The organism is Actinoplanes sp. NPDC051861, from assembly GCF_040681145.1.
GTDB lineage: Bacteria > Actinomycetota > Actinomycetes > Mycobacteriales > Micromonosporaceae > Actinoplanes.
The window spans coordinates 180,811-206,078 of the sequence record NZ_JBFAYE010000005.1 but is presented as its reverse complement, the minus strand read 5'-3'; the positions used below and the strand labels follow the sequence as shown (position 1 = coordinate 206,078).

The 25,268-nt window shown below is 69.8% G+C and carries 21 protein-coding genes; 8 read left to right on the top strand and 13 right to left on the bottom strand.

Annotation, left to right across the window (positions count from 1 at the left end; genetic code table 11):
• Positions 1-6 precede the first annotated feature (6 nt).
• The 9 genes from AB0M02_RS17760 to kduI are packed head-to-tail and all read right to left on the bottom strand — an operon-like array spanning position 7 to position 9,406.
• Positions 7-1,104 carry a sugar kinase gene (locus AB0M02_RS17760; RefSeq protein ID WP_364227956.1) on the bottom strand — a complete coding sequence of 366 codons (1,098 nt, stop codon included), beginning with the start codon at positions 1,102-1,104 and terminating at the stop codon, positions 7-9.
• Entirely contained in the window at positions 1,101-1,718 is a 618-nt protein-coding gene (gene eda / locus AB0M02_RS17755) for a bifunctional 4-hydroxy-2-oxoglutarate aldolase/2-dehydro-3-deoxy-phosphogluconate aldolase (protein WP_364227953.1), read from the bottom strand. The genes AB0M02_RS17760 and eda overlap by 4 nt, the downstream gene beginning before the upstream one ends.
• Positions 1,715-3,211, bottom strand: coding sequence for an aldehyde dehydrogenase family protein (locus tag AB0M02_RS17750; protein WP_364227950.1), 1,497 nt, complete (start codon positions 3,209-3,211; stop codon positions 1,715-1,717). The genes eda and AB0M02_RS17750 overlap by 4 nt, the downstream gene beginning before the upstream one ends.
• A 24-nt stretch (positions 3,212-3,235) precedes the next feature.
• On the bottom strand, positions 3,236-4,231 hold the full coding sequence (locus AB0M02_RS17745; RefSeq protein WP_364227947.1) for an ABC transporter permease: 996 nt from the start codon (positions 4,229-4,231) through the stop codon (positions 3,236-3,238).
• Complete coding sequence (locus AB0M02_RS17740) at positions 4,228-5,745, bottom strand: sugar ABC transporter ATP-binding protein (RefSeq protein WP_364227944.1); 1,518 nt, start codon at positions 5,743-5,745, stop codon at positions 4,228-4,230. The genes AB0M02_RS17745 and AB0M02_RS17740 overlap by 4 nt, the downstream gene beginning before the upstream one ends.
• Positions 5,742-6,743, bottom strand: a complete 1,002-nt coding sequence (locus AB0M02_RS17735) for an ABC transporter permease (RefSeq protein WP_364227941.1) — start codon at positions 6,741-6,743, stop codon at positions 5,742-5,744. The genes AB0M02_RS17740 and AB0M02_RS17735 overlap by 4 nt, the downstream gene beginning before the upstream one ends.
• Complete coding sequence (locus AB0M02_RS17730) at positions 6,740-7,822, bottom strand: sugar ABC transporter substrate-binding protein (protein WP_364227937.1); 1,083 nt, start codon at positions 7,820-7,822, stop codon at positions 6,740-6,742. Before AB0M02_RS17730 ends, AB0M02_RS17735 begins: the two co-directional genes overlap by 4 nt.
• A gap of 49 nt (positions 7,823-7,871) precedes the next feature.
• Positions 7,872-8,630, bottom strand: a complete 759-nt coding sequence (kduD, locus tag AB0M02_RS17725) for a 2-dehydro-3-deoxy-D-gluconate 5-dehydrogenase KduD (protein WP_364227934.1) — start codon at positions 8,628-8,630, stop codon at positions 7,872-7,874.
• Positions 8,627-9,406: a 5-dehydro-4-deoxy-D-glucuronate isomerase gene (gene kduI, locus AB0M02_RS17720; protein WP_364227931.1), complete on the bottom strand. Its 780-nt coding sequence runs from the start codon at positions 9,404-9,406 to the stop codon at positions 8,627-8,629. The genes kduD and kduI overlap by 4 nt, the downstream gene beginning before the upstream one ends.
• A gap of 169 nt (positions 9,407-9,575) precedes the next feature.
• Here kduI and AB0M02_RS17715 point away from each other — a divergent pair, with 169 nt between their 5' ends.
• On the top strand, positions 9,576-10,400 hold the full coding sequence (locus AB0M02_RS17715) for an IclR family transcriptional regulator (RefSeq protein WP_364227928.1): 825 nt from the start codon (positions 9,576-9,578) through the stop codon (positions 10,398-10,400).
• A gap of 54 nt (positions 10,401-10,454) precedes the next feature.
• Here the strand turns inward: AB0M02_RS17715 and AB0M02_RS17710 are convergent, their stop codons facing one another.
• The gene (locus AB0M02_RS17710; protein WP_364227926.1) at positions 10,455-10,679 is read right to left on the bottom strand and encodes a tautomerase family protein; all 225 of its coding nucleotides are present in this window, start codon (positions 10,677-10,679) and stop codon (positions 10,455-10,457) included.
• A gap of 176 nt (positions 10,680-10,855) precedes the next feature.
• On the opposite strand from AB0M02_RS17710, the gene AB0M02_RS17705 reads away from it, so the two are divergent.
• From AB0M02_RS17705 to deoC, 5 genes are all read left to right on the top strand, one after another.
• Complete coding sequence (locus AB0M02_RS17705) at positions 10,856-11,566, top strand: YcnI family protein (protein ID WP_364227923.1); 711 nt, start codon at positions 10,856-10,858, stop codon at positions 11,564-11,566.
• Entirely contained in the window at positions 11,563-13,161 is a 1,599-nt protein-coding gene (locus tag AB0M02_RS17700; protein ID WP_364227920.1) for a copper resistance protein CopC, read from the top strand. Before AB0M02_RS17705 ends, AB0M02_RS17700 begins: the two co-directional genes overlap by 4 nt.
• A gap of 174 nt (positions 13,162-13,335) precedes the next feature.
• A complete protein-coding gene (locus AB0M02_RS17695) occupies positions 13,336-13,695 on the top strand; it encodes a hypothetical protein (RefSeq protein ID WP_364227917.1) in 360 nt (119 codons plus the stop codon).
• 65 nt (positions 13,696-13,760) lie between these two features.
• Positions 13,761-14,489, top strand: a complete 729-nt coding sequence (locus AB0M02_RS17690; protein ID WP_364227914.1) for a GntR family transcriptional regulator — start codon at positions 13,761-13,763, stop codon at positions 14,487-14,489.
• The gene (deoC, locus tag AB0M02_RS17685) at positions 14,486-15,166 is read left to right on the top strand and encodes a deoxyribose-phosphate aldolase (protein WP_364227911.1); all 681 of its coding nucleotides are present in this window, start codon (positions 14,486-14,488) and stop codon (positions 15,164-15,166) included. The genes AB0M02_RS17690 and deoC overlap by 4 nt, the downstream gene beginning before the upstream one ends.
• A 5-nt stretch (positions 15,167-15,171) precedes the next feature.
• Here the strand turns inward: deoC and AB0M02_RS17680 are convergent, their stop codons facing one another.
• A complete protein-coding gene (locus AB0M02_RS17680; protein WP_364227908.1) occupies positions 15,172-15,825 on the bottom strand; it encodes a response regulator transcription factor in 654 nt (217 codons plus the stop codon).
• The gene (locus AB0M02_RS17675; protein ID WP_364227905.1) at positions 15,822-16,937 is read right to left on the bottom strand and encodes a histidine kinase; all 1,116 of its coding nucleotides are present in this window, start codon (positions 16,935-16,937) and stop codon (positions 15,822-15,824) included. Before AB0M02_RS17675 ends, AB0M02_RS17680 begins: the two co-directional genes overlap by 4 nt.
• 177 nt (positions 16,938-17,114) lie before the next feature.
• On the opposite strand from AB0M02_RS17675, the gene AB0M02_RS17670 reads away from it, so the two are divergent.
• Both AB0M02_RS17670 and AB0M02_RS17665 read left to right on the top strand, forming a co-directional pair.
• A complete protein-coding gene (locus AB0M02_RS17670) occupies positions 17,115-19,790 on the top strand; it encodes an MMPL family transporter (protein ID WP_364227902.1) in 2,676 nt (891 codons plus the stop codon).
• A gap of 90 nt (positions 19,791-19,880) precedes the next feature.
• A complete protein-coding gene (locus AB0M02_RS17665) occupies positions 19,881-23,528 on the top strand; it encodes an Ig-like domain-containing protein (RefSeq protein WP_364227899.1) in 3,648 nt (1,215 codons plus the stop codon).
• Between the two features lie 60 nt (positions 23,529-23,588).
• Here the strand turns inward: AB0M02_RS17665 and AB0M02_RS17660 are convergent, their stop codons facing one another.
• The gene (locus tag AB0M02_RS17660; RefSeq protein WP_364227897.1) at positions 23,589-25,061 is read right to left on the bottom strand and encodes an ATP-binding protein; all 1,473 of its coding nucleotides are present in this window, start codon (positions 25,059-25,061) and stop codon (positions 23,589-23,591) included.
• Between the last annotated feature and the right edge of the window lie 207 nt (positions 25,062-25,268).

Genomic DNA, 25,268 nt, shown 5'->3' with positions numbered 1-25,268 from the left:
CACCTGTCAGCGGCGCACTCGGGCGCTGCCACCGCCGGCGAGCGCCCACACCTCCTCCCGGGTTGCCATCGACGTGTCACCCGGCGTCGTCATCGCCAGCGCGCCGTGCGCGGCACCCAGCTCCAGTGAGGACTGCAGGTCCTCGCCGCTGAGCAGCCCGTAGACCAGCCCGGAGGCGAACCCGTCGCCTCCACCGACCCGGTCGAGGATGCCGAGATGATCACGTGCCACCGACGACAGCACACCGGTCCGCGGCGACCAGGCGATCGCCTGCCAGTCGTTGTCGCTCGCGGTGTGCACCGTCCGCAACGTCGTCGCCACGACCTTCAGCCACGGCATCTTGCCGGCCACCGTCGCGACCATCTCCGCGAAACTGTCGATCGGCAGCGCCGACAGCCGCTCGTCGACGTGCGCGACGTCGAAGCCGAGCGCGGCGGTGAAGTCCTCCTCGTTGCCGATCATTACGTCGACATGCCGGGCCAGCCGGGTGTTGACCTCCCGCGCCACCTCCGTACCCCCGATGCCGGACCACAGGCTGGGCCGGTAGTTGAGGTCGAAGGAGACCACCGTGCCGTGACGCCGCGCGGCTTCCGTCGCCTCCTCGGCCACGGCCGCCGCGTTCTCCGACAGGGCCGCGAAGATCCCCCCGGTGTGCAGCCAGCGAACCCCGCGGCGGCCGAACAGGTCGTCCCAGTCGATCGTGCCCGGCCGCAGACCGGCGATCGCCGTGTGGGCGCGGTCGGAGACCCCGACCGCGCCGCGCACCCCGAAACCGCGCTCGGTGAAGTTGAGCCCGTTGCGGACCGTGCGGCCGATGCCGTCGTACTTCTCCCAGCGGATCAGCGAGGTGTCGACGCCACCCTGCATGATCAGGTTCTCGACCAGGCGGCCGATCTCGTTGTCGGCGAACGCGGTCACCACCGAGGCCCGCAGCCCGAACACCTTGCGCATGCCGCGGGCGACGTTGTACTCGCCGCCGCCCTCCCACACGTCGAACCGGCGTGCGGTACGGACCCGGCCCTCACCCGGGTCGAGGCGCAGCATCACCTCACCGAGCGCGACGATGTCGAACTCGCACTCGGCGGCCGGACGGATCTCGATCACGATGTCACTCCCTGCAACGCGCACCTGGCGGTGACCTCGTCCCACTTGCCGGCGGCCAGCAGGTCGGGCGCGACCATCCAGCTGCCGCCGACCGCGGCGACCGCCGGATGGGCGAGATAGGTGAGTGCGCTCTCGGCGGTCACTCCTCCGGTCGGGACGAACCGGACCTGCGGGAACGCCGCTGACAACGCCTTCACGGTGGGCAGCCCGCCGCAGGCCTCGGCGGGGAAGAACTTGACGGTGTCCAGGCCGAGGTCCAGCGCCGCCATGATCTCGGTGGCGGTGCTGGCACCGGGGATCACCGCCAGGCCGAGGTCCTGGCAGCGGCGGACGACGGCGGCGCTCAGACCGGGAGAGACGACGAACTTCGCACCCGATTCGTACGCGACGTCGACCTGCGCGGCGGTCAGGACGGTGCCGGCACCCACCACCAGGTCACCGCGGGCGGCCAGGCGGCGCAGCACGGTCGCCGCCTCCGGGGTACGGAAGGTGACCTCCGCGATCGGCAGGCCGCCGGCCACCAGCGCGTCGCCGAGACCGTCGGCCGACCCGGGATCCTTGAGGACCACGACCGGCACCACCCGGTGCCCGCCGAGGACGTCGAGGGCGCTCATCGCAGCTCGGCGATGACGGTCTTGAGCTCGGTGTAGTCGTCCAGGCCGAACGAGCCGAGCTCCCGGCCCCAGCCGGACTGCTTGAAACCGCCGCGCGGCAGGGTGACGTCGTCGGCGTGCCAGGTGTTGAGCCACACCGTGCCGGCCCGCAGCTTGGCGCCGACGCGGTGCGCGGTGCCGATGTTCTGCGACCAGACGCCCGCAGCCAGCCCGTAGACGGTGTTGTTGGCGGCGGCGACGACCTCGTCCTCGGTGTCGAACGGGATCGCGGTCACGACCGGGCCGAAGATCTCGTCGGTCTGCACCGCCATCTGCTCGGTCACGCCGGTGATCAGGGTCGGCGACACGAAGAAGCCACGGTCACCGACCGCGTCGGCGCTGCCGGCGTTCAGCACGGCACCGTCGCGGACCGCGCCGCGGATGTAGCCCAGCACCTTCTCGTGCTGCTCCTGGGAGACCAGCGGGCCCATCTGCGTGGCCGGGTCGAAACCGTCGCCGACGGTGATCGCGCGGGCGGCCGCCGCCACGCCCTCGACGACCTGGTCGAAGACGCCGCGCTGGACGTAGAGGCGCGAGCCGTTGACGCAGCACTGGCCCTCGTTGAAGTAGCCGCCCAGAACCGCGCCGGCGACGGCGGCCTCCAGGTCGGCGTCGTTGAAGATGATGTTGGGGGCTTTGCCGCCCAGTTCCAGGGAGACCTTCTTGAGGTTCCCCGACGCCGCGGCCGCGATCTTCTTGCCGACCTCGGTGCTGCCGGTGAAGGCGACCTTGTCGACGCCGTGGTGGTCGACGAGGGCGGCGCCGGTGTCACCGAAGCCGGGCAGGATGTTGACGACACCGGCGGGCAGGCCGGCCTCGAGCAGCAGCTCACCGAGGCGCAGCGCGGTCAGCGGGGTCTGCTCGGCCGGTTTGAGGATGACGGTGTTGCCCGCGGTGATCGCCGGGACGATCTTGAAGCACGCCATCAGCAGCGGGAAGTTCCACGGCACGATGCCGGCCACGACACCGACCGGCTCACGCCGGGTGTACGCGTGGAACTCGCGGCCCGGCACGGACATCGGGATGGACGTGCCTTCCATCTTGGTCGCCCAGCCCGCGAAGTAGCGGAACAGCTCGGCGGAGATCGCGACGTCACCGTCGCGGGCGGCCGACACGCGCTTGCCGTTGTCGAGGGCCTCCAGCTGGGCGAACTCGTCGGCGTGGGCGTCGATCAGGTCGCCGATGCGCCACAGCAGGTGGGAACGGTCCCGCGGCGTCATCCGCGACCAGGGCGAGCCGGACTCGAACGCGTTGCGGGCCGCCACGACGGCACGGTCCACGTCGGCCTGGGACGCGTACGCCACCTGGACGAGCGTCTCCTCGGTCGACGGATTGACGGTGGCGAAGGTCCGGCCGTCCTTCGCGTCCACCCAGTCACCGTCGATGAGCAGCCCCTTGGGTGAGGACAGGAACGAGCTGACGGCGGGCAGGAGAGCGGAGTTCTCGTAGGGCATGATGGCCTTCCGTGGTCGGAGCAACTACTTGATGGTCGAAACCTTGGACCCGTCGAGGGTCAGGGCGACGGCGACGACGATGATCGCGCCGTAAAGGATCTGTTCGTAAGCGGACGGCACACCGACGATCGGCAGGCCGACCCGCAGCAGCGTCACGACGAGAGCGCCGGCGAGGCTGCGCCACACACTGCCGTGACCTCCGGTGATCGCGGTGCCGCCGACGACGATCGCCGCGACCGCCGGCAGCAGCAGGTTGTCGGCCATCGTCGGTCCGCCGCTGAACTGCCGCGACACCAGCATGACCGCGGCGAAACCGGCGCACGCGCCGGACAGGCAGAACGCACCGATCTTGACGAGGTCGACCGGGGTGCCGGCCAGCCGCGCGGCGGACTCGGAGTAGCCGGTGGCCGACACCCAGCTTTGCAGTGGGGTCACCTTGAGCACCACCGCGATCAGGGCGACCAGCAGGATCGCCATCGCGGCCGACGTCGGGATGTAACCGCCGATGTAGAGGTCGAGCCAGGTGACCGTGGAGTCGTCGACGACCCGGACGGTGCCGGCGCCGGAGACGACCAGGGCGATCGCCGACAGGATGCTCATCCCGCCCAGGGTGACGATGAACGACGGTATCCGCAGCAGGACGTGCGCCGTACCCTGCACGGCGCCGATCGCCGCCGCGATCAGGATGACCGCCGGTGTTGCCAGGCCGCCGAGATGTGGCAGCCACAGCGCCAGCAGGACCGTCGACAGCGACGCCAGCGCCGCGAAGGACAGGTCGATGCCGCCGCAGAGCACGACAATGGTCGCCCCGGCCGCCAGCACGATCAGCGGCGCGGCGGTCCGCAGCGCGGCGGTCAGGCTCCGCTGGGTCAGGAAGTCCGGGTCGACGGCGGTGAGCGCGGCCATCAGCGCGACCAGGGCGATGAGCGGCATGAAGCCGGTGAGCCGCCCGGCCCGGCGGGGGCCTCTGCTGACGGTGGTCGCCTCGGCGACCGAGTTCGTGGCGACAGGGGTACTCACACCATCACCTTCACCAGGTCCAGGGGGCTCGGCTTCCCGCCGTTGGGGCAGGCGACCTCGGTGGCGACCCGGCCGTCGGTCATGACCAGGATCCGGTCGGCCATGCCGATGGCCTCCTCGAGGCTGTCGGCCAGCAGCACGGTGGCCACGCCGGTGCCGGCCAGTTCACGCATCAGCCGGTACACCTCGGAGCGGGCGCCGATGTCCAGGCCGCGGGTGGGGTGGTCCAGCAGCAGCAGGCGGATGTCGCCGCCGACCAGCCAGCGGGCGAGCACCACCTTCTGCTGGTTGCCGCCGGACAGCCGCTGGATGGCGGTGTCGCGGGTGGGCGTGCGGATGGAGAGCCTTCTGATCCATCCGTCGACCAGGCCGGCCTGCTTGCGGGGCGCCACGAACGGCCCGGTGCAGCGGGCCTTCTGCTTGCTCAGCGTCATGTTGTCGGCCACCGACATCGCGCCGACCATGCCCTCGATCTTGCGTTCGGCCGGCACGTAGCCGATGCCGGCGGCGCACGCGGCGCGGGTGCTGGACAGGTCGACCTTCCTACCGTCCATCCGGATCTCGCCGGCGGTCGTCGGCTCGGCACCGAACAGCGCGCGGCAGACGTCCTCACGGCCGGATCCGTGCACGCCGACGATCGCCACGATCTCGCCGGCCGCGACGTCCAGGTCGATGTCCTGGAAGGTGCTGCCGGACAGCCCGCGGATCGACAGGCGGGGCTGTTCGGAGGCGACCGTCACTGCGGCGTTCTCGTGGTAGTGGTCGTCGGAGCCGGTCGAGCCGATCATCATCCGGTGCAGTTCGCCCGGTACGGCGCCGGCCGTGGCGACCTCGCCGACCGACTGGCCGCCGCGCAGCACGGCCACCCGGTCGCACACGTCGAGCACCTCGTCGAGACGGTGCGAGACGAAGATGACCGACGCGAACTCCCGCAGCCGGCGGATCTGCGCGAACAGGGTGTCGATCTCCTTGGATTCCAGGACCGACGTCGGCTCGTCCAGGATGATCACCGGCGGGTGCTGGCTGCGTTCCTCGATGCGCAGCACCTTCGCGATCTCGACCATCTGCCGGTCGGCGAACGACAGCGATTCGGTACGGGCCATCGGGTCGACGTGTGAGCCGATCTTGTCGAGTTGCTCCTGGGCCAGCCGGCGCATCGCGTCCCAGCGGTAGACGCCGCGCCGGACCGCCGGGCCCTCGCTGCCGAGCACGATGTTCTCCGCGGCGGTCAGGTTGGGCACCAATGACTGCTCCTGGAACACCATCCCGATGCCGTGGTCGGCGGCGTCGACCACGCTGCGCAGCTTGACCGCCTCACCGCGTACATAGATCTCCCCGGCGTCCGGGGTGACCAGGCCGACAAGTGCTTTGAGCAGTGTCGACTTGCCGGCGCCGTTCTCGCCGGCCAGGCCGAGGACCTCGTGCTGGCGGACCACCAGGTCGACGCCGTCGAGCGCCTTGACCCCCGGGTAGTGCTTGACGAGGCCACGGACCTCCAGTGCCGGGACACTCATTTGACCACCTGGTTCCTTCGTCGCTGCGGGATGACCGCGGCAGCCACCGCGGCCACGACGATCAGGCCCTCGACGCCGCCCTGCCAGTACGGGCTGACCCCGACCTGCACGAGACCGTTCGTGAGCACCATGACGAGCAGGACACCGACGGCGGAGTGCAGGACACCGCCGCGGCCGCCGGTGAGCAGGGTGCCGCCGACGACGGCGGCGGTGATGGCCGAGAAGTCGTAGCCGTCGCCGGCCTGGACCAGGCCGGCGCCGAGCTGGCTGGTGACCATCACGCCACCGAGCCCGTAGAAGGCACCGGCGAGGGTGAAGACCGCCACCTTGTACGGCTTGACCCGCACCCCGGACAGGGCGAGGACCTCCTCGGCGCCGCCGATCGCGTAGGCGTACCGGCCGAGGCGGGTGTAACGCTGGATGAGCCAGCCGACCAGGATGCACGCGGCGGCGATCCAGGTCAGATAGGACAGGCCCAGCAGCCGTTCGACGGCCCAGCTCTCCAGCATGGCGTCGGTGATGTTGGGCTGGACGCCGGCGAACATGAGCGTCGCGACACCGAGCCCGATCGCCGACACCCCCAGCGTGGCCATGAACGACGGCACCTTCAGCAGGACCAGGGCCAGGCCGCTGAGGCATCCGAACGCGCAGCCCAGCAGGACGGCGATCAGGATGCCCAGCAGCCCGTAGTCGTTGTCGTTGCGGTTGTTGGCGACCAGCAGTGACACGGTCAGGGCCGAGGCGCCCATCACCCCGGCCGCCGACAGGTCGATCGACCCCATCATCAGCACGAAGGTGATGCCGCAGGTGACGACGGCGAGCACGGCTGCCGCGTCGACGATGTTCCGGACGTTGTCGGCGCTGCGGAACTGCGGGCTCAGGGCCGCGAAGATCAGGAAGATGACGATCAGCGCGAGCGGTGGACCGGCGTCCCGGAGCGACGCGCCTCGCCGGGAAGACCGGCGAGGCGCTACGGCGACCTCGGTGGTGACGGTCATGTCAGGGGGCCGGCCACGCGGTTGAAGACGTTGGCGCACTCGAAGTCGGCCGGGTTCGTCTTGGGTGCCGCGAACTCGGCGGCGTTGTCCTTGGTGACGAGGAACTGCTCGGCGAAGAACGCCCGGTTCTCGGCGGCGATGTCGGCGACCTTCAGCTTGCCGGTGGCCACGCAGTAGCCGATGGCCAGGCCGATGCCGCCCTGCCAGGTGCCGTCGCTGGAGACGGTGGCGGTCATGTCGCCCTTCTGGACGGCGCTGACGGCGTCCGGGACGGCGTCGATGCCGACGACCGCGACCTTGCCGGCCTTGCCCGCCTGCTGGAGCGCTTCCAGCGCGCCGAGCGCCATGTCGTCGTTGGCGGCCCAGATGCCCTTGACGTTGTCACCGTGCTTGGTCAGCAGCGTCTTGGTGACGGTGAGCGCCTCGGCGCGGGAGAAGTTGGCGGCCTGCTGGTCGAGCAGCTTGACGCCGGTGTTCTTCGCCAGCGACGCCTCGAGGCCGGCGAACCGGTCCTTGGCGGCCGCGGTGTCCAGCACACCCTGCAGCGCGATGATGCCGCCGGTGCCGCCGATCGCGGTCGACAGGGCGTCACCGATCTGCTGGCCGGACTCGACGCCGTTGTAGGTGATGTGGCTCAGCCACGTCTTGTAGTCGGTCGGCTTGAGGTCGGCCGGCTTGTTCCACTGGGTGACCAGGTAGGCCCCGGCCTGGTCGGCGCCCTTGACGATCGGCGCGGTGTCGGAGTCGCCGTTGGGCAGCACGTTCATCACCAGGCACTTGGTGTTGCCGGCGAGGATCTGGCTGATCTGCTCCTGCTGCTTGGTGGAGTCGCCGTCGTAGGTGAAACGTTCCTGCTTGAGGCCGACCGACTGGGCGAAGGCGTCGCCGCCGGCCAGCCAGGAGGCCTCGTACGGGTTGGACTCGTTGCGAACCTGGCCGACCAGGCGGACCTCGGTGGACTCGCAGGACTCCGAGCCGGCGGCGGCCGTGTCCCCGCCGGACTCCGCGCTGCAGCCGGTGAGGACGGCGGCGAGCAGGGAGAGACTGACTATCGCGGCGGGACGAGGGGTGATCTTCATGGTGATCCTCGATCTTCTCTTTATGGGAACGGAGGGAACGGAGGGAAGGTCAGCGGGCCATCCAGCCGCCGTCCACGACCAGGACGTGGCCGTTGACGTAATCGGCTGCGGCGGAACTCAGGAAGACGGCCGCTCCGGCGATGTCCGAGGCGTCTCCCCAGCGGCCGGCGGGGATGCGCTCGAGGATGGCGCGGGCCCGGTCGGGGTCCTCGCGCAGCGCGGTCGTGTTGTCGGTGGCGATGTATCCGGGGGCGATCGCGTTGACCTGCACACCGAGCGGGCCCCACTCGTTGGCCAGGGCCTTGGTGACGCCGGCGACCCCGTGTTTGCTGGCGGCGTACGACGCGACGCGGATGCCGCCCTGGAAGGAGAGCAGGCTCGCGACGCTGACGATCTTGCCGTGCCCGCGGCGGGTCATCGGTCGCCCGAACTCCTGACAGAGGAAGAACAGGCCGTTGAGGTTCACGTCGACGACGCGGTCCCACGACTCGCGGGTCACGTCGACGGAGTCCTGGCGGTCGATGATGCCGGCGTTGTTGACCAGGATGTCGACCTCGTGGTTGCGGTGGACGTGGTCGGCGGCCCGCGCGATGGCGTCGTGGTCGGCGACGTCGAGGTCGACGACCTCGACGTCACGGCCGAGGGCGGCGATCTGGTCGCGGGCCGATTTCTGGCTCGCTGCCCGGCCGAGCAGGATCAGGTCGGCTCCGGCTTCGGCCAGGCCGACGGCGATGGCCCGGCCGAGGCCGCGACCGGCGCCGGTCACCACGGCCCGGCGGCCGGTGAGGTCGAACGGCGACCGGGTCACAGGTCCTCCAGGGGCACCGGTGTCAGGTCGGTGTACTCGTTGTTCTCGCCGCCCATCGCCCAGATGAAGGCGTAGGAGCCGGTGCCGACACCGGAGTGGATCGACCACGGCGGTGAGATGACCGCCTCGCGGTTGGCCATGACCAGGTGGCGGGCGGCGCCGGGGCGGCCCATGAAGTGGAAGACCCGGTCCTTCTCGTCGAGGTCGACGTAGAGGTAGACCTCGGTGCGCCGGTCGTGCAGGTGCGGCGGGCAGGTGTTCCACACCGAGCCGTCGGCGATCACGGTGACACCGAACTGGAGGACCGCGGTCTGCAGCTCCTGGCCCCAGGCGTAGCGGTAGAGGCTGCGCTCGTTGGCGCCCTCCGGCGAGCCGAGCTTGACCGGCTCGACCGCCGCGTGGCTCAGCTGCACGGTCGGGTACGTCGCGTGCGCCGGAGCGGACACGAAGTAGAACGCGGCGTCGGGGCCGGCGAAGACGACCTCGCTGCCGCGGCCGACGAACAGGCCGTCGAGGTGGCGCAGCTCGAACTTCTCGTTGTCGACGAGCACGTGGCCGGGCTCGCCGACGTTGACGATGCCGAGCTCGCGGCGGGTCAGGTGGGTCGGGGTGCCGAGCACGTCCCAGGCCGGCAGCTCGAGCTGGCCGACGCCGGGGACCGCGCCGCCGACGACCAGCCGGTCGTCGTGGGTGTACACACCGCGGACCTCACCGGTACGGAACAGATCCTGCGCGAGGAAGCCCTTCCGGAGATCCGCGTTCGTCGCCGTCTCCACGCCGTGAGGCGATGCCGAATACCTGACCTCGATCAAAACTCGCTCCTCGTTCGTGAACCGCGTTCAGCTATGTGAACTGAGATCGACCATACCTATGAGTCCGATCACAGGTCAAGGGGCTGAATTTTGTCCCTCTATGTGAACCGTGGTGTAGGGTTGTGCGACTCGAATGAAACGTGCAACCAGCGATGAGGAGGTCTCGGTGGACCCGGAGAAGACAAGCAGCGGCACTTCCGCCACCTCGCAGGTCAAGTCTGCCGCCAGGGTCCTCGACGTCCTCGACGACATCGCGGCCAACGGCCCCGGCACCCAGCTCCAGCTGGCCAAACGCCTCGGCATCCCGAAGAGCAGCCTGCATGCGCTGCTGCGCACGATGTGCGCCCGCGGCTGGCTCGACACCGACCAGACCGGCAGCATCTACCGCCTCGGCGTGCACACCCTGACGGTCAGTTCGGCCTATCTCGACGGTGACCCGGTGCTGTCGCGTGCTCGGGCCGTGATGGACGAGATCGCCGCCGCCACCGAGGAGACCGTCCATCTCGGCCGCCTCGAGGGCGCCGAGATCATCTACACCGCCAAGCGCGAGTCCAAGCACCCACTGCGGATGTATTCGGCTGTCGGCCGGCGCCTGCCCGCCTACAGCACGGCGCTGGGCCGGGCGATGCTCGCCGAGCTGCCCGACGGTGACCGGGGCGCCCTGGTCCCGCACGAGATCAAGGCCTTCACCTCGCAGACGATCACCGACCGCGACGCCCTGCTGGCGATAATCGACAAGGCCGCCCAGTTCGGTTACGCGGAGGAGAGCGAGGAGTCCTGCCTGGGTGTGCGGTGCTTCGGTGTCGCACTGCCGTTCTCCCGCCGGTCGATCGACGCGATCAGCGTCGCGGTCCCGATCAGCCGCCTCAATCAGGGGCGCGAGGATCTGATCATCGAGACGCTGCTGAGTGTGAAGGCCCGGCTGTCGGCGATGCGCGACAGCCGCCTGGTCCGCTGACAGCGATGGGGTCAAACCGCCAACCGGCGGCTCGACCCCATCACCATGTCCTCGTCAGCCCTGCTTGAGCGCCGCCACCACGCCGGCCCGGCTCTCGTCCTCGCTGGCCAGCACGCCGCCGTTGGCCACGTCGTCCGCGGTGATCTCGGTGAACACCATGCGCACGTCCTGCCGGCGTGCGCCGAGGATCTCGACGGCCTGATCGGCCACGGCCCGGGCGAACGCCTTGCGTTGCTCAAGGCTCCGGCCGGCGAGTAGTTCGACGGTGATGTTCGGCATGCGGGCCAACTCCTAATCGCTCACATCAGGGATCTCAGTTCACTAATGTGAACCGAGGCTACCTTTTCATCTGCCATGCCGCAATGAGCGCGTCTCCAGTTCACATCCTTGACATCAGTTCGGCATGTTGGTCCAATGAGCGCGATCACCAGTCGGCTGAGGCGCGAGGATGCGACATGCGGCGCGATGACAACGGACGCGGCAGAGACCTCTGGTCGCGGCGCGTCACCCGGGCCGGCGCCGTCGTACTGGCGGTCACCCTTGTCGGTCTCGCCTCCCCGGCGAGCGCCCACGTCACCGTCACGTCGTCCACGACCGCGGCCGGCGCTCACGCCGTCCTGGCGTTCAGCGTCGCCCACGGCTGCGAGGACTCGCCCACCACCGCGATCACCGTGCAGATACCGGCCTCGATCACCTCCGTCACGCCCACGCGCCACCCGCTGTGGCAGGTCGAGCAGACGATGGAGAAGGTCGACCCGCCCGTGGCGGACGCCCACGGCAATCGAATCGTCGAACGGGTCGCCGCCGTCACCTACCGCACCGACACCCCGTTGCCCGACGGCTACCGTGACGTCGTCGAACTCGCTGTCCAACTGCCCGACACCGCCGGAGCCGGATTGCTGTTCCCCACCATCCAGACCTGCGTGAACGGCGAGACGGCCTGGACCGAGGTCCCGCAGGACGGCCGGGCCATTGCAGACCTGGAACGGCCCGCCCCGGGTTTCGTCGTCTCCGCGCCCGAGCAGGGCACCCATCACGGGGCCGCCACGGCGCCGCCGGTCGCACCAGCGCCGAACAATGGCGTCACGCTCGCCGCACTGGTCGCCGGTCTGGTCGGCGCGGCCCTCGGCGCCGTGTCGCTCTTCCAGAAACATCGCCGGGCATGATCAGGCGGCTTGTCACCACCGCGCTGCTGTTGCTCGCCCTGCTGGTCCCCGCTCGGCCGGCCAGCGCTCACGCCAACCTCGTCAGCACCGATCCGGCCCAGGGCGCGGTCCTGCCGACCGCGCCGGCACGGATCCTGCTGACCTTCGACGAGGCCGTCCGCGGTGTGCCCGACGGGGTGCAGATCTTCGACGCCCAGGGAGCACTCGTCGCGGCACGCACGAGCGTCACCGGCGCCGCACTCACCGTCGACCCGGCCGGACAACTGGGCGACGGCACGACCGTGCTCACCTGGCGGGTGGTCTCCGACGACGGGCACCCGATCAGCGGCGCGCTCACCTTCTCCGTCGGCGCACCCACCACCCCGGCCGTCGCCACCCCGGCAGATGACCCGAGCAGCGTCCCCGAGGTGCCCTGGGCGCTCACCCTGGCTCGCTGGCTGGGCTACGCCGCCCTTCTGCTCGCCGCCGGGCTCGTCGCGTTCACCGCGTTCTTCCTGCCCGCCGGCGCCGGGTCCGGCCGGCCGCGACGCCGCCTGGCCACCGCACTGCGTGCCACCGCTGCCGTAGCCGCCGCGGCGTGGATCATCGCGGTGCCGATCACGGCGGTCTACCTGCTCGGCGGCGGGCCCGGCCTGCTGACCCAGGGCCCGACCTGGTCCTCGCTGCCGCCGTCCGAGTACCTGGTCGCCGCCGCGGTGACCGCCGGGCTGGCGTCGGCGGCCGTCCTGCTCGGACGGCGACAGCGGATCTCGGCGGTGGTGGCCGCGGCGATCGCGGCCACGGCGCCCGCACTGATCGGGCACACCCGGGCGGCGAGCCCGGAAGCCCTCGTCGTCAGCGCGGACGCGCTGCACCTGCTCGCGGGCAGCGTCTGGCTCGGCGGGCTCGCCGGCCTGGCGCTGACCCTGCCCGATCTCGCCGGCCGGGCGGCCGAGACCCTCGCCCGGTTCTCCACCGCGGCCGCCGGCGTGCTCGCCGCCCTGGTCACCACCGGCACCCTGCTCGGCTGGCGGATCCTCGGGTCGTGGAGCGCCCTGACCGGCACCGGCTACGGACGACTGCTCCTGACCAAGATCGCCATCGCGCTGATCGCGGTGGCCATCGCGGCGTGGAACAGATGGTCGCTGCTGCCTCGGCTTCGCAGGACGGCGAAACAAGCGCGGCTGGTCGTGCGTGCCGTCCTCGTCGAGGGAGTCGTGCTGCTGTCCGCCCTTCTGGTCACCGGATTCCTCGTCGACACCAGCCCCGAGAGCGATGCGATACCCACGGCGGTGGCCGCGAACGGCCCGCGTACCACCACCCTGGGCGGCATCCAGGTCCAGGCCGGCCTCACTCCGCTGACCCGTGGCCCCAACACGATCACCCTGCGGATGACATCCGCGACCGGCGAACCGGCCGAGGGCGTCGCGCCGCCGGTCGTACGTCTAAGTTCCGACCTCGCCTCGCTCGGCGACGTCCCACTCACCCAGGTCTCGGCCGGCTTCTACACCGCGCAGGTGGTGATCCCGGCGCCCGGCACCTGGCGGATGCAGGTGTCCCTGCGGGTCACCGAGTTCACCAACCCCGTGGCCGAACTGGACTTTCCGGTCAGTTGATCCGCCGTGTGGAGACACACCGCGACGGCTGTAACCATGTTCCGCCGCGAAACGTGTGATCCCTGAGCGTCCGGGCTGCCGGACGCCTCAGAGGCAAAGAGGAACAGGATGCGTGACCGCAATCCGCCCGCACACCCGAAGCGACCCTCCCGGACGAGGTGAAAGGTGCCATACGTGACAGCACCATGCACGCCGTACTCCCGCGCCCCCGGCCGCATCGACGTAACAGCCGGGCCGCCGGCGCTCTCCCGATGGCTGTTCCCCCTGCTTGCGGGCGCTCTGACTGCGGCGCTCACCGCTCTGCTCGCTTCCGGTCTGGTGACCTTCCGGGGTACGGGACCGTGGGGTGATGTGATCCGCGTATCGGGGTGGCTGCTGTTCCTGCTGGCGCCGTCCACCGCAGTCCCGGCTGCGATTCTGCTGGCCCATCGGTGGCTGTATTCCGGTCTGGGCGTCACAGGCATCTGCGTCGCGTTGCTGGCCGGCACGGCCGCCGCCATCGTGTCGTTGTTGTCGTTCGCGGCCCTGAGCTGACTCCGTTTGACACCGCTCGAGAGTTTGTGGAAACTTCTAGGTTGTCTAGACGACCTGGAGGAGACATGGCTAAGGCGCCGCTGTACGTCCGGATCGAGCGGGAGCTCCGGACGCGCCTGGCGAGGGCCAAGCCCGGTGACGTGGTGCCGGCCGAGTCGGTGCTCGCCGAGGAGTTCGGCGTCGCGCGGATGACCATTCGCGCGGCTCTGAACGCGCTGGAGTCCGACGGGCTCATCGAGCGGATCCAGGGGCGGGGCACCTTCGTGCGGCAGCGGCCCGAGCCGCGCGCCGCCGGGACCCTGATGAGTTTTCAGGACCAGGTGCGCAGCTGGGGGCGCATCCCGTCGTCACGACTGGTCGAGGCGGAAGTGCGCGAGGCGTCCGCTGACGAGGCCGCAGCTCTGCAACTGACCGCGGCGGCACCGCGGGTGATCTCGATCGTGCGGGTGCGGCTGGCCGACGAGACGCCCCTGGCCGTCGAGTACGCCTGTTTCCCGCCCGATCTGGACGGCCTGCTGGAACTCGACCTGGAGACCGGCTCGCTGCACCGTGCCCTGCACGACCGGGGCCTGCGACCCACTCTGGGCTCCTCGCGGCTGACCGCCCAGCGAGCCGGCACCGACGGTGACCGTCTGCTCGTCCCGGCTGACGAGCCCCTTCTGGTCGAGACCCGGCTCATCGTCGACCAGCACTCCGCACCACTGGAGTACACCGTCAGCCGCTACGTCGGCGAACGCTACGAACTGCTCGTCACGTTCGACGTGCAACCACCACGAACCGGAGAGACCCGATGAACATCGCCAAAATGATCGACCACTCGCTGCTGCGTCCCGAGCTCACCAGCGACGACGTCCGTCGCGGCTGCGAGATCGCCGCCCGGCGCCAGGTCGCCTCGGTCTGTGTTCGCCCCTCGGACGTCGAGGTCGCCACGATCGCCCTCACCGGCACCGGTGTGCTGGTCGGGACCGTGGCCGGGTTCCCGCACGGCGACACCCGCACCACGATCAAGGCCGCGGAGACCCGCGCGCTGGTCGACGCCGGCGCCGACGAGATCGACATGGTGTTGCACATCGGGCGGCTGCGAGACGGCGACACCGGCTACGTGCACGACGACATCGCCGCGGTGGTCGCCGCCGCGCGGGGCCGCATCGTCAAGGTGATCCTGGAGAACGCCTACCTCACCGACGAGCAGAAGATCCTCGGCTGCCGGATCGCCGAGCAGGCCGGTGCGCACTTCGTGAAGACCAGCACGGGCTTCGCTCCGGGCGGCGCCACCCTCGCCGACATCCAGCTCATGCGCGCCGCGGTGTCCCCGCACGTCGAGGTCAAGGCCGCCGGTGGCGTCCGCACCCTCGACGTCCTCCTCACCCTGCATGAGGCCGGCGCGACCCGGTTCGGCGCGACCGCCACCGAGACCATCCTCGACGACTACGCCGCCCGGCAACACGGCGAACAGCCGACGACGGTGTAGCACACTCATCGGTTCGGCTGCACGAGTCCCGCGTCGTAGGCGAAGACGATGGCTGCGGCGCGGTCGCGGGCGCCGAGTTTGGTGAAGATCGTGCCTATATGCGTCTTGATCGTGGTCTCGGCCAGGCTCAGGTGGGTGGCGATCTCACGGTTGGATGCTCCGCGAGCCATCAGGCGCAGCACGTCGAGTTCTCGTTCGGAAAGAACGGTGAGCCGGGCGTCCCGATGTGTCGGCGAGCGTTTCAGCTGCCGGTAGGAGGAGAGGATCGGGCCCAGCAGGGTGCCGTCGATCCAGGTCCCGCCGGAGGCGACGGTGCGCACCGCCTCGATGAGGTTCTCCGGTGTGGCGGACTTGAGTTCGAATCCCGCGGCGCCCGCGTCGACGGCGGACCAGAGCACATCGTCGTCGTCGAAGGTGGTGAGAATGCAGACCGGTGGCCCGCCCGCCGCGCGCAGTCGCCGGGTTGCCTCGACCCCGTCGACGCCGGGCATCCGCACGTCCATGCAGACGAGGTCGGGGGAGCACCGGGAGACGGCGCGGACGACCTCACCGCCGTCACCGCATTCGCCCACGACCCGGATGTCCGGCTGGCTTCGCAGGATCAGCCCGAGCCCGGCGCGGACCATCGGCTGGTCGTCGACCAGCAGCACGCGGATCACACGGGTGCTCCGGCGAGGCGGCGGGGCAGGCAGGCTTGAACGACCCAGTGCTCGTGATCCGGCCACGCTCGGAAGGTGCCGCCGATGGCGGCCACCCGGTGGTTCAGGCCGGCCAGTCCCATGCCGCCGGCACGCCTGCTCCGCGGGCCGAGCGCGCTCTCGATCCGGACATCGACCCGGTCGTGGTCGACGCCGATGCGGATCGTCGCCTCCGGAGACCGGGCGTGTTTGGCGACATTGGTGAGTGCTTCGCGGAGCACGTCGTGCAGCACGATGCGCGGCGCCGCCGACACACCTGCCATCTCTCCGGCGACATCGACGTCGATGCGCATCCCCGCGTCGCGGTAGGTGTTCAGAAGGCGCTCCAGTTCCGTCGGCTCGATCGGCGTGAGCGCGTGCGAGCCCTGATGCATGAGCAGGAGAGCCTGGCGCAGCTCGTCCATGCCCTTACGGCCCAGGTCCTCGGCCTGTCGCAGGGCCTCGGCGGCCTCGCTGAGCGCGGTGGGGGAGGAGGCGAGGAGCATCCGCGCCCCGGAGAGGTGGAGCAGCACGACACTGAAACTGTGCCCCACCAGGTCGTGAAGATCGCGGGCGATTCGCTGGCGATCCTCGGCCACCGCGGTCTCGGCAAGCTTGACGCGGGTACGTTCCAGCTCGTCGATCAGCAGGAACTGCCGGCCGACGACATGACCGAAACCCCATCCGATCAGCAGGCCGCCGAACCACAGCCACGCACCCAGGCCCCGGTGCCAGTTGTTGGTCTCGAGCAGCCAGATCAGGAACGGCGACCCCAGACAGAAGATCATCACGACGGTGTCGAACCACCGCACACGGCCGGCGGCGACCACCGCCAGCGCGGTGACGACCACGAGGTACGCGGTGCGGGTGACGACCGCCGCGTCGCCCACCAGTGTGGGGATCGTGACCCATGAGAGCAGCAGCCATCCCGGCATCGACCGCCAGACCGCGCGCACGATCAGCGCCGGCAGCATCACGACCGCCAGGATCCAGCCCCAGTCGGAGCTGTAGTGGAGGTTGAGCAGGCCCAGGCCGGTGCCGAGAACGGCTGCCCCGACCACGAACTCGCCGTGGTCGCGCAACAGTGAGGGCACCTACGGAATATAGGTCAGCGTGAGCGCCCCCGGCTTCCTACCACGGTAGGAACAGGCAGCCGCCCTCCGCCCTGGGGAGGACCGGCTCAGGCACCCGGCTCCGAAGACACCGGCGCCCACCGTCTCCAGACTTCATCGACAGGCGTCCGGACTGGCCGGACCCTGAGGGAGGCGGTTGTGTTCACCCTGATCGGGAGACTGGTCGTCCGGCGTGCCCGGCTGACCCTGGTCGGTTCACTGGTGGTGTTCGTGCTGACGGTGATCCTCGGCGGAGGCGTCTTCAACAGCCTGTCGACCGGCGGATTCGACGATCCGAACTCCGAATCCGCCCGGGTGAACCAGATCCTGGAGGACTTCGGCGCCGGGGCGCCCGACATCGTTCTCGTCGTGACGGCGGGCGACCTCGACGGCCCGGAGGCGGTCGCCGCCGGCCGGGCGCTCACCGCGGAACTCACCGCGGTGGACGGCATCGACGAGGTGGTGTCGTACTGGGGGACCGGCGGGTCACCGTCGCTGCGTTCCGACAGCGGCTCGTCCGCGCTGATCCTGGCGCGGTCCGGCGGCGAGGAGTCCGACGCGGAGGCGACGGTCCAACGGGTACGGGAACAGTTCGGCGGCGGCCGGGGAGCAGTCACGGTCGAGATCGGGGGTACCGCGGCGATCGGCGAGGCTGTCGGCCGCGGTCTGGAGGAGGATCTGTTACGTGCCGAGCTGATCGCGGTCCCGCTCACGCTGCTCCTGCTCCTGTTCGTCTTCCGCGGTGTGGTCGCGGCCCTGCTACCGCTCGCCGTCGGTGTTGCGGCAACCTTCGGAGCGTTCTTCGTACTGTGGGGGATCGCCCAGTTCACCGACGTCTCGGTCTTCTCGATCAACCTCGTCACGGCGCTGGGTCTCGGCCTGGCCATCGACTATTCGCTGCTCATGGTCTCCCGCTTCCGTGAGGAGCTCGACGCCGGCCACAGCGTCGGCCTGGCCACGATCCGCACGGTCGAGTCCGCCGGCCGTACGGTGGTCTTCTCCGGGGTGACCGTGGCCGTGGCGCTGCTGGCGCTCGTCGCCTTCCCGCTGTATTTCCTGCGTTCGTTCGCCTACGCCGGCGTCGGTGTCGTGGTGGTCGCCGTCCTGGCCGCGGTGATCACCCTGCCCGCGCTGCTGATGGTGCTGGGCCATCGGGTCAACGCGTGGCGGCTACCCGGAATGCGGCGCGGCGCCGAGAGCGAGTCCCGCCGATGGGCGGGCGTCGCCGAACGGGTGCTTCGCCGCCCCGGCCTGGTCACCGGAGCGGCGATCGCGCTGTTGATCCTGCTCAGCCTGCCTGTTCTCGGCACACGGCTCGGCATCCCCGACGCCCGCGTGCTTCCCGCCGACGTGGCCGCCCGGCAGGCCACCGAGAAGGTGCAGCGCGACTTCGGCTTCGCCACTGAGGCGTTCCCGGTCGTGGTCAGGGGCACGGCGGATCCGGCCGACCTGGAGGCGTACGTCGTGGCCGCCAGCAACATCGAGCACGTCGCTGAGGTGATCACAGCCGGCGGCACCTGGGCCGGGGGACAGCGGGTCAGCCCGCCCGGCCCGGACTCGGGACGGTATGCCGCCGACGGCGGCGAATGGTTCGAGGTGGTGCCGTCGGTGCTGCCGATGTCGTCGCAGGCTGAGGACATCGTGCACGACCTGCGGGGGCTCGACCCGCCCTTCGAGGCTCTCGTCGGCGGCAGCGCCGCGCAGCTCGCCGACACCAAGACGGCGATCAGCTCCGTCGGGCCGTGGGCCGCGCTCTGGATCGCCGTCGCCACGTTCGCCCTGCTGTTCCTGATGTTCGGCAGTTTCCTCGTACCGGTGAAAGCGATCGTGCTCAACACCCTGAACCTGACGGCCATGCTCGGCGTCATGGTCTGGATCTTCCAGGACGGTAACCTCGCCGGCGCCCTGCGATTCACCGCCACCGGATTCACCGACACCTCGATGCCGCTGCTGATGTTCGTGGTCGCGTTCGGCCTGTCGATGGACTACGAGGTCTTTCTGCTGGCCCGGATGAAGGAGGCGTACGACCGTACCGGCGACAACCGGTCCTCCGTCGTCACCGGACTGGCCAAGACCGGGCGGATCGTCACCGCGGCGGCACTGGTCCTCTCCATCACCTTCTTCGCCTTCGGCGCCAGCGGGATCGCGTACATGAAGATGTTCGGCCTCGGTCTCGGCATCGCCGTGCTGATCGACGCCTTCATCGTCCGGGCGACCCTGGTCCCGGCGCTGATGCAGCTGGCCGGGAAGGCCAACTGGTGGGCACCGGCGTGGGCTCGGCGCCTGCACGCACGAATCGGACTGGACGAGAGCGGCGGCGCCCTGTCCACCGATGCACCCGGAACGGCCCGCGACGAGCGGGAAACGGTGGAGGATTCCTATCAGGTGGCGGCCGAGACCAGCGCCCCGCCGGAACAGGTCTGGTCGCTGCTGGTCAACGCACACACCTGGCCGGTCTGGGGAACGGTCGACGCCCTGGTGCTGGAGCAGTCGGAGCAGATCTCACCGGACGGTCGCGACGGTGTGGGTGCCGTGCGCGCGTTCCGAACGGGCAGCGTTGTCACGCGCGAGCAGATTGTCGAGGTTCATCCGAACCGGCGCCTCGTCTATGCGGGCGTGGGAAATCAATTCATGGACAATTATCGAGCAGAGGTCCGGCTCGATGAGCTCCCCGGCGGCGGAACGACGATCGCGTGGAGTGGATCCTACGAGGCGGCGTTCGGCCCGCACCTGGCACTTCGTCCGGTGCTCACGCAGACCATGGTGCGCATGGTCCAGGGCCTGGCTCGCGCCGCCGCGCAGGTGACCGAGCGATTTGCGGAGACCGACGAATAACGTTCGTGCGGAACTGGAAATCGATGAGAAATGTGGGCTGCTTAGCGTCCGGGATGGATCTTGGTTCAACCCTCCTCCCGGGAGAAATGCGTGAAATTACGAACGCGACGTCAAGCCGGGGTCGTTCTCGCGGTGGTGGCCACACTGGCGGCCACCGTGGGACTGGCCTCGCCGGCGGCGGCAGCCACCGCGCCGGGCGCCACGCGGCCCACCAAGCCGAGCACCAGCCTTCCCGACCCGACGGCTCGTGGGCCCTACGGCCACCAGGCCATCCAGGAGGCCAAATTCGGTCTCGCCACCATTCAGGAACCGAACTCCGACGGAGCCGCGCCGACCGCCGGCACCGCGCAGGCGGTCGAGTCGGTCGAGATCCGCGGCCAGCTGTACATGCCGGACTGGACCAAGCGGAAGACACCCTCGCCGCTGATCGTTCTGGTGCACGGCAACCACGGCTCGTGCGACTCCGGCCAGGACTCGGCCAACCTGACCTGTGCGCAGTTCAAGCACAACGAGAGCGGGTACGCCTACCTGGCGGAGAACCTGGCGACCTGGGGATACACCACGTTCTCGCTGTCGCAGGACCAGCTGATGATGCGCCAGGACAACGCCAAGGGCAAAGGCATGCACAACCGTCGCATGCTCCTCGCCGCCACCCTGGACGCGATCACCGCCGCGAGCAGGCGCAAGGGTCTGCCGGTCGACGAGCACACCACGATCGGTACGGCGCTGTCCGGGCATCTCGACATGACCCGGATCGGTCTGATGGGTCACTCCCGGGGAGGTGACGCGGTCGCCAACTTCCTCGACTACAACCGGATCCGCACCGACGGGCCGCGCTATCCGATCAACGGCGTCATCTCGCTGGCCCCGGTGGACTACGAGCGCAAGGCACCGTACGGCATGCCGTTCATGTCGATCCTGCCGATGTGCGACGGCGACGTCTCGAACCTTCAGGGTGCCCGGCTGTTCGAACGCAGCCAGTACGTCGCCCCGAACGACCCGTTCCCGCGGATCCAGGTGGAGCATCTCGGCGCCATCCACAATTGGTACAACAGCGTCTGGTACGCCGACGGCGGTGCGGACGGCCAGGGCAACAACGACGCGGCGTGTGGCAACTCGGCGCCGTTCGCGACCAACAACATCCACCCGCACAATCTGCGGCTCTCCGGCGCGGCCAGTTCCAGCGACCCGGCGGGCAATTACGCGATCGACAACTCCGACCCGCTGAACCCGCTGGTCAACACGAAGATCTCGGGTGACGCCGCGCGGATGGGCGACCAGGAGAAGCTCGGGCTGGCGACGATGGCCGCTTTCCTGCGGCGCTACATCGGTGGCGAGGGCGCGTTCGAGCCGTACATGACCGGCGAGCTGTCGGACACCGCCGGCCACCTGCAGGTGCCCGCGTCGGCGTGCCCGACCAGCGGCTCCGGCACGGCGATCCCGTGCGCCGAGCGGGTCAACACCACGTACTTCGCCGGGCCGGGGGAGAGGGTCGACGTCATCCGGCCCGAGCCGCGCAACCCGCTGACCGAGAACGCACTCGGTGGCACGCTGACCGGGACGGGCTTCGCTGACCCGTACGCTCAAGCCCCCGGTGTGACGCCGAAGCCGCCGGTGACCCCGCAGGGCTTCGACTGGTGCAACCCGGAGCCCGGCGATTTCGCGCCGGCTCAGCTGGGCAAGACCGGCTTGCCGACCGCCGCGAAGCAGTGCCCGCTGCCGGCCGGCACCGCGCTCGGCGGCCAGAACGGCACCCGGGAGAACAGTCCCATCAACCATTCGTACGGTGGTCAGCTCGCCGTGGCCTGGGAGGAGAGCTCGCCGGCGACGCTCACCGCTCAGATCCCGGCCGTCTCGGGCGACGTCCGCCACCTCGAGGCGCTGGCCCTCGACGCCGCGGTGAACTTCTTCGACCTGCGTAACCCGGGCGCCGCCAACCGTGGCGACAACACCCGGGACACCACGGTCAACGGCACCCCGGCCAGTCCGGTGTGGCCGAACGAGAAGCCCACGTCCTACGACCCCGCGTCGACGACCCAGAACTTCCGGATCGTGCTCACCGACCGGGCCGGGCGCACCGCCTCGGTGGACGCCGGTGACCCGCGCTGGGGCAACGCCCTGCACATGTCGACCGGCACCAACACGCCGAACACGCACATCGTGCTGAATCAGATCCGGGTGCCGCTGGCCGAGTTCGCCGAGCAGGGAGTGAACCTGGGCGCGGTCGCTGGGCTGTCGCTGCAGTTCGGCGTGGACGGCATGCCCCGGTCCGGGTCGATCCAGCTCGCCGATGTGCGTTTCCAGGAGAGCGTGTCCGGGCGGCAGCTCCTGTCGGACGGCCGGTACAAGGCCGACGGAGCCGGCTACGGACGCTACGACCTGGGCGGACCGGTTCCGGCGGCGAAAGCGAAGGACGGCGACTCGCTCACCTGGACCGTCGACGACGACCGGGCCCAGTGCCCGAACGCCCAGTTCACCTCGATCCAGACGGCGGTCGACCACGCCTCGCCGTGGGACACGGTCGTGGTCTGCGACGGCGTCTACCAGGAGTCGTCGACGCCGGTCAACGCCACGTCCAACCCGGTGCAGACCGGTGCCAGGAACGGCCTGACCATCAACAAGCCCTTGACGATCAAGGGCACCGGTGCGGACAGGGTCACGATCGAGCCGGTGCAGTCCCTGGGTACGCTCGCCGGCACACAGCCGTACCTGCGCGACGGCGGCGGCAACGTCATCACCGTCTCCCGCCAGTCTCTCGGCTCCACCGACACCAACGAGATGTTCGTCGACATCTCCGGCGTGACAGTGACCTCGGGCGAGGTCTGGGCCGAGGCTGGCGTCGCCTACTTCGGTGCGGCCGGGCGGATCTCGGACAGCGTGATCGGCCCGCTCAGGACCGCTGCCACGGAGGAGGAGAAGGCCGCGCACCCGCACGGCTGGGGCGTGGTCAAGACCGGGTTGATCAGGGGCGCGAGTTCGGGCACCGTGGAGAGCGAGCTCACCGTGGCCGACAGCGTGGTCACCGGATACCAGTCCGGCGGCATCCTGTTCGACGGCGCCCGGGGCGCTGACGGGTCGCCGGACAATCTGGTCCGCACGGGCATCCGGAACCACGGGTACGTGACCGGCACTGTCGTCAAGGGGACGGCGAGCACCGGCTCCGGAGTGCGGTACACCTCCGGTGTCGACGGGTTCGTCGATCGGAGCCGGATCACCGGCAACGAGTACGGGATCCTGCTGGCCGACTCCGGGGTCGTCACGGCCACTGACGACGTCGTCACCGGCAACACGTACGCCGCGGGCAACCCTCGTGACGACTGGGCGTTCACCGTCACCGGTGGTTACTTCGGCCGCGGCAAGCCGGCGGTCTCGGGCAACGTGGTCGTCAGCCGGCAACGTTCCCACGAGCCGGCGAACGTGCCGTCCCGTGCCGGGCACGTCCACGACCACCACCCCACCGCCGCGGTGGTGGATCCCGCGCGGGACACCCGGCTCCAGGTTGGGACGGCGGTCACCCCGCTGGTCCGGGCCGCCGACGACTTCGGCGTGAAGTCCGTCTCGCTGTTCGTCGACGGGCACCGGGTGGGCACGGCGTCGACCGCGCCGTACCTGTTCAGCTGGACCCCCGGGCGGTCCGACGCCGGCCGGAAGGTGACGTTGCAGGCGCTGGTGGTCGACTCGGCCGGCCACACGAGGTGGTCCGCACCGGTCGCCTACTCGGTGGCCCAGAGGAGATAGCGCGCAGGACAGGGAGGGGCCCGCGAGGGCCCCTCCCGCACGTAGCGGGATCGGGCCGGATCACGAGTACAGACGGCCGAGGGGCACGAGCAGAATCCGGTCGTCCGTCGCCGCGGCTGCCGTCAACTCGTCGGTGAAGCCCGCGCCGCCGTAGAGGGTGAGCACGGTGGTTTCGGTGTCGTAGCCCTTCAGCCGCAGCAGGTCACGCGCCGCTGCCAAGCGGTGGAGATGATGGTGGCCGATGACCTCACCCCATTTGGCCTCGCCCAGGGACAGGATGCGCCGGGGGCTGTTCCCCTGCTGCGCGGCGAGTGCCACCACGTCGATGTCGATCTGTGTGCGGTTCGCCGGGTCGTTGACCGTTCCGAAACCGACCTCGGACGGGTGCTCGGTGAAGAGCGTGCCGCCCGATTCCAGGGTGAAAGCCCTGCACAGGGCCTCGAAGTGTGGTCCGGCGACCTGGGTGAGGAAGGTCTGCCGTGTGGTGGTCCAGACCTGTTCGGCTCGATGGATCTCCAGTTCGGCCCAGCGCTTGCGCATCACGGCCTCGTAGAACGTGATCAGCGGTTCCACGATCCGGTAGCGGGCTCGTCCCGGCCGGAACATGTCCGGCTCGCGGGCGATCAGCGCGCAGTCCTCCAGCACATTGAGCGGGTGCGTGATCTGGTCGGACTTGCGTCCGATGAAACCGGCGATCCCGCCGTTGGTGTGGTTGCCGGCGGCGATCGCTGCCAGCACCGAGTGGTAGAGGGCGGGGTCGCGGATGGCGGACTCCTCGGCGAGCAGATATCGGGCCTCGCGGAACAGTGGTGTCTGCGGGTTCAGCGCGGTCCGGATCACCCACGCATCGAAATCGTCGATCGTGGCCGGGGTGTCTCCCTGGACGAATTCGTTGCGGTAAGCGGGTGTTCCTCCGATGACCGCGTGGACCAGGACGGCGAGCCGGGGGTCGGTGATGCCCCAGAACCGCGCCGACTCCCGATGCCGGAACGGCTGGACGACGAGCTCCAGACTCGCCCGGCCGCGCAGCGGGGCCTGCCCGGCGAGGAGGCCGCCCATCACCGACATCGCGGAACCGCACAGCACCAGTCGCACCCCGCTCGCCCGGCCGCTGCCGCCGGGGCCGAGCTCGCGCTGGATGATCGAGGGCAATGCCGGTGACGCCCTCGACAGGAACGGGAACTCGTCGATGACGACGAGCGCCGGCCGGTCGGCGGTGCTGCGGAACATGCGTGACGTCGCGTCGTTCCAGTCCCGGAACGGATCGACGAACTCGCGAGTGTGCCGGGCGAGGGACTCGGCGAACAACCGGAGTGACTCGGCCTCGGTGGCCTCGGTGGCCGCGAAATACATCCCTCCGGCGGCCTCGGTGATCGCCTGCAGCAGGAAACTCTTGCCCTGGCGGCGCCGTCCGCTCACCACGCCCAGCGAGGCGCTGCCCTGCGTGGTGTCGACGGACCTGGTCGCAAACGAGGCGAGGCTGGTCCACTCGCGGTCACGGCCGAAGATGCGCTGCGGCTTGTCTATACGCACGGCACTCCCTAGTCAGGTGACCACAGAAGTATAGTTCTCGGAACTATGCTTCTGTATTTCCCAGCCAGACATAGGATGTATAGGAGCTCCTGGGGTTGTTTCGAGACCGTTTCGGACCTAGGTTCGACGGAATACATCGGATGCATGCCCCCTAGAGGGAGACGCTGATGCCCGAAACGCGCCCGCACAGCCGGTGGCGGCGTCTTG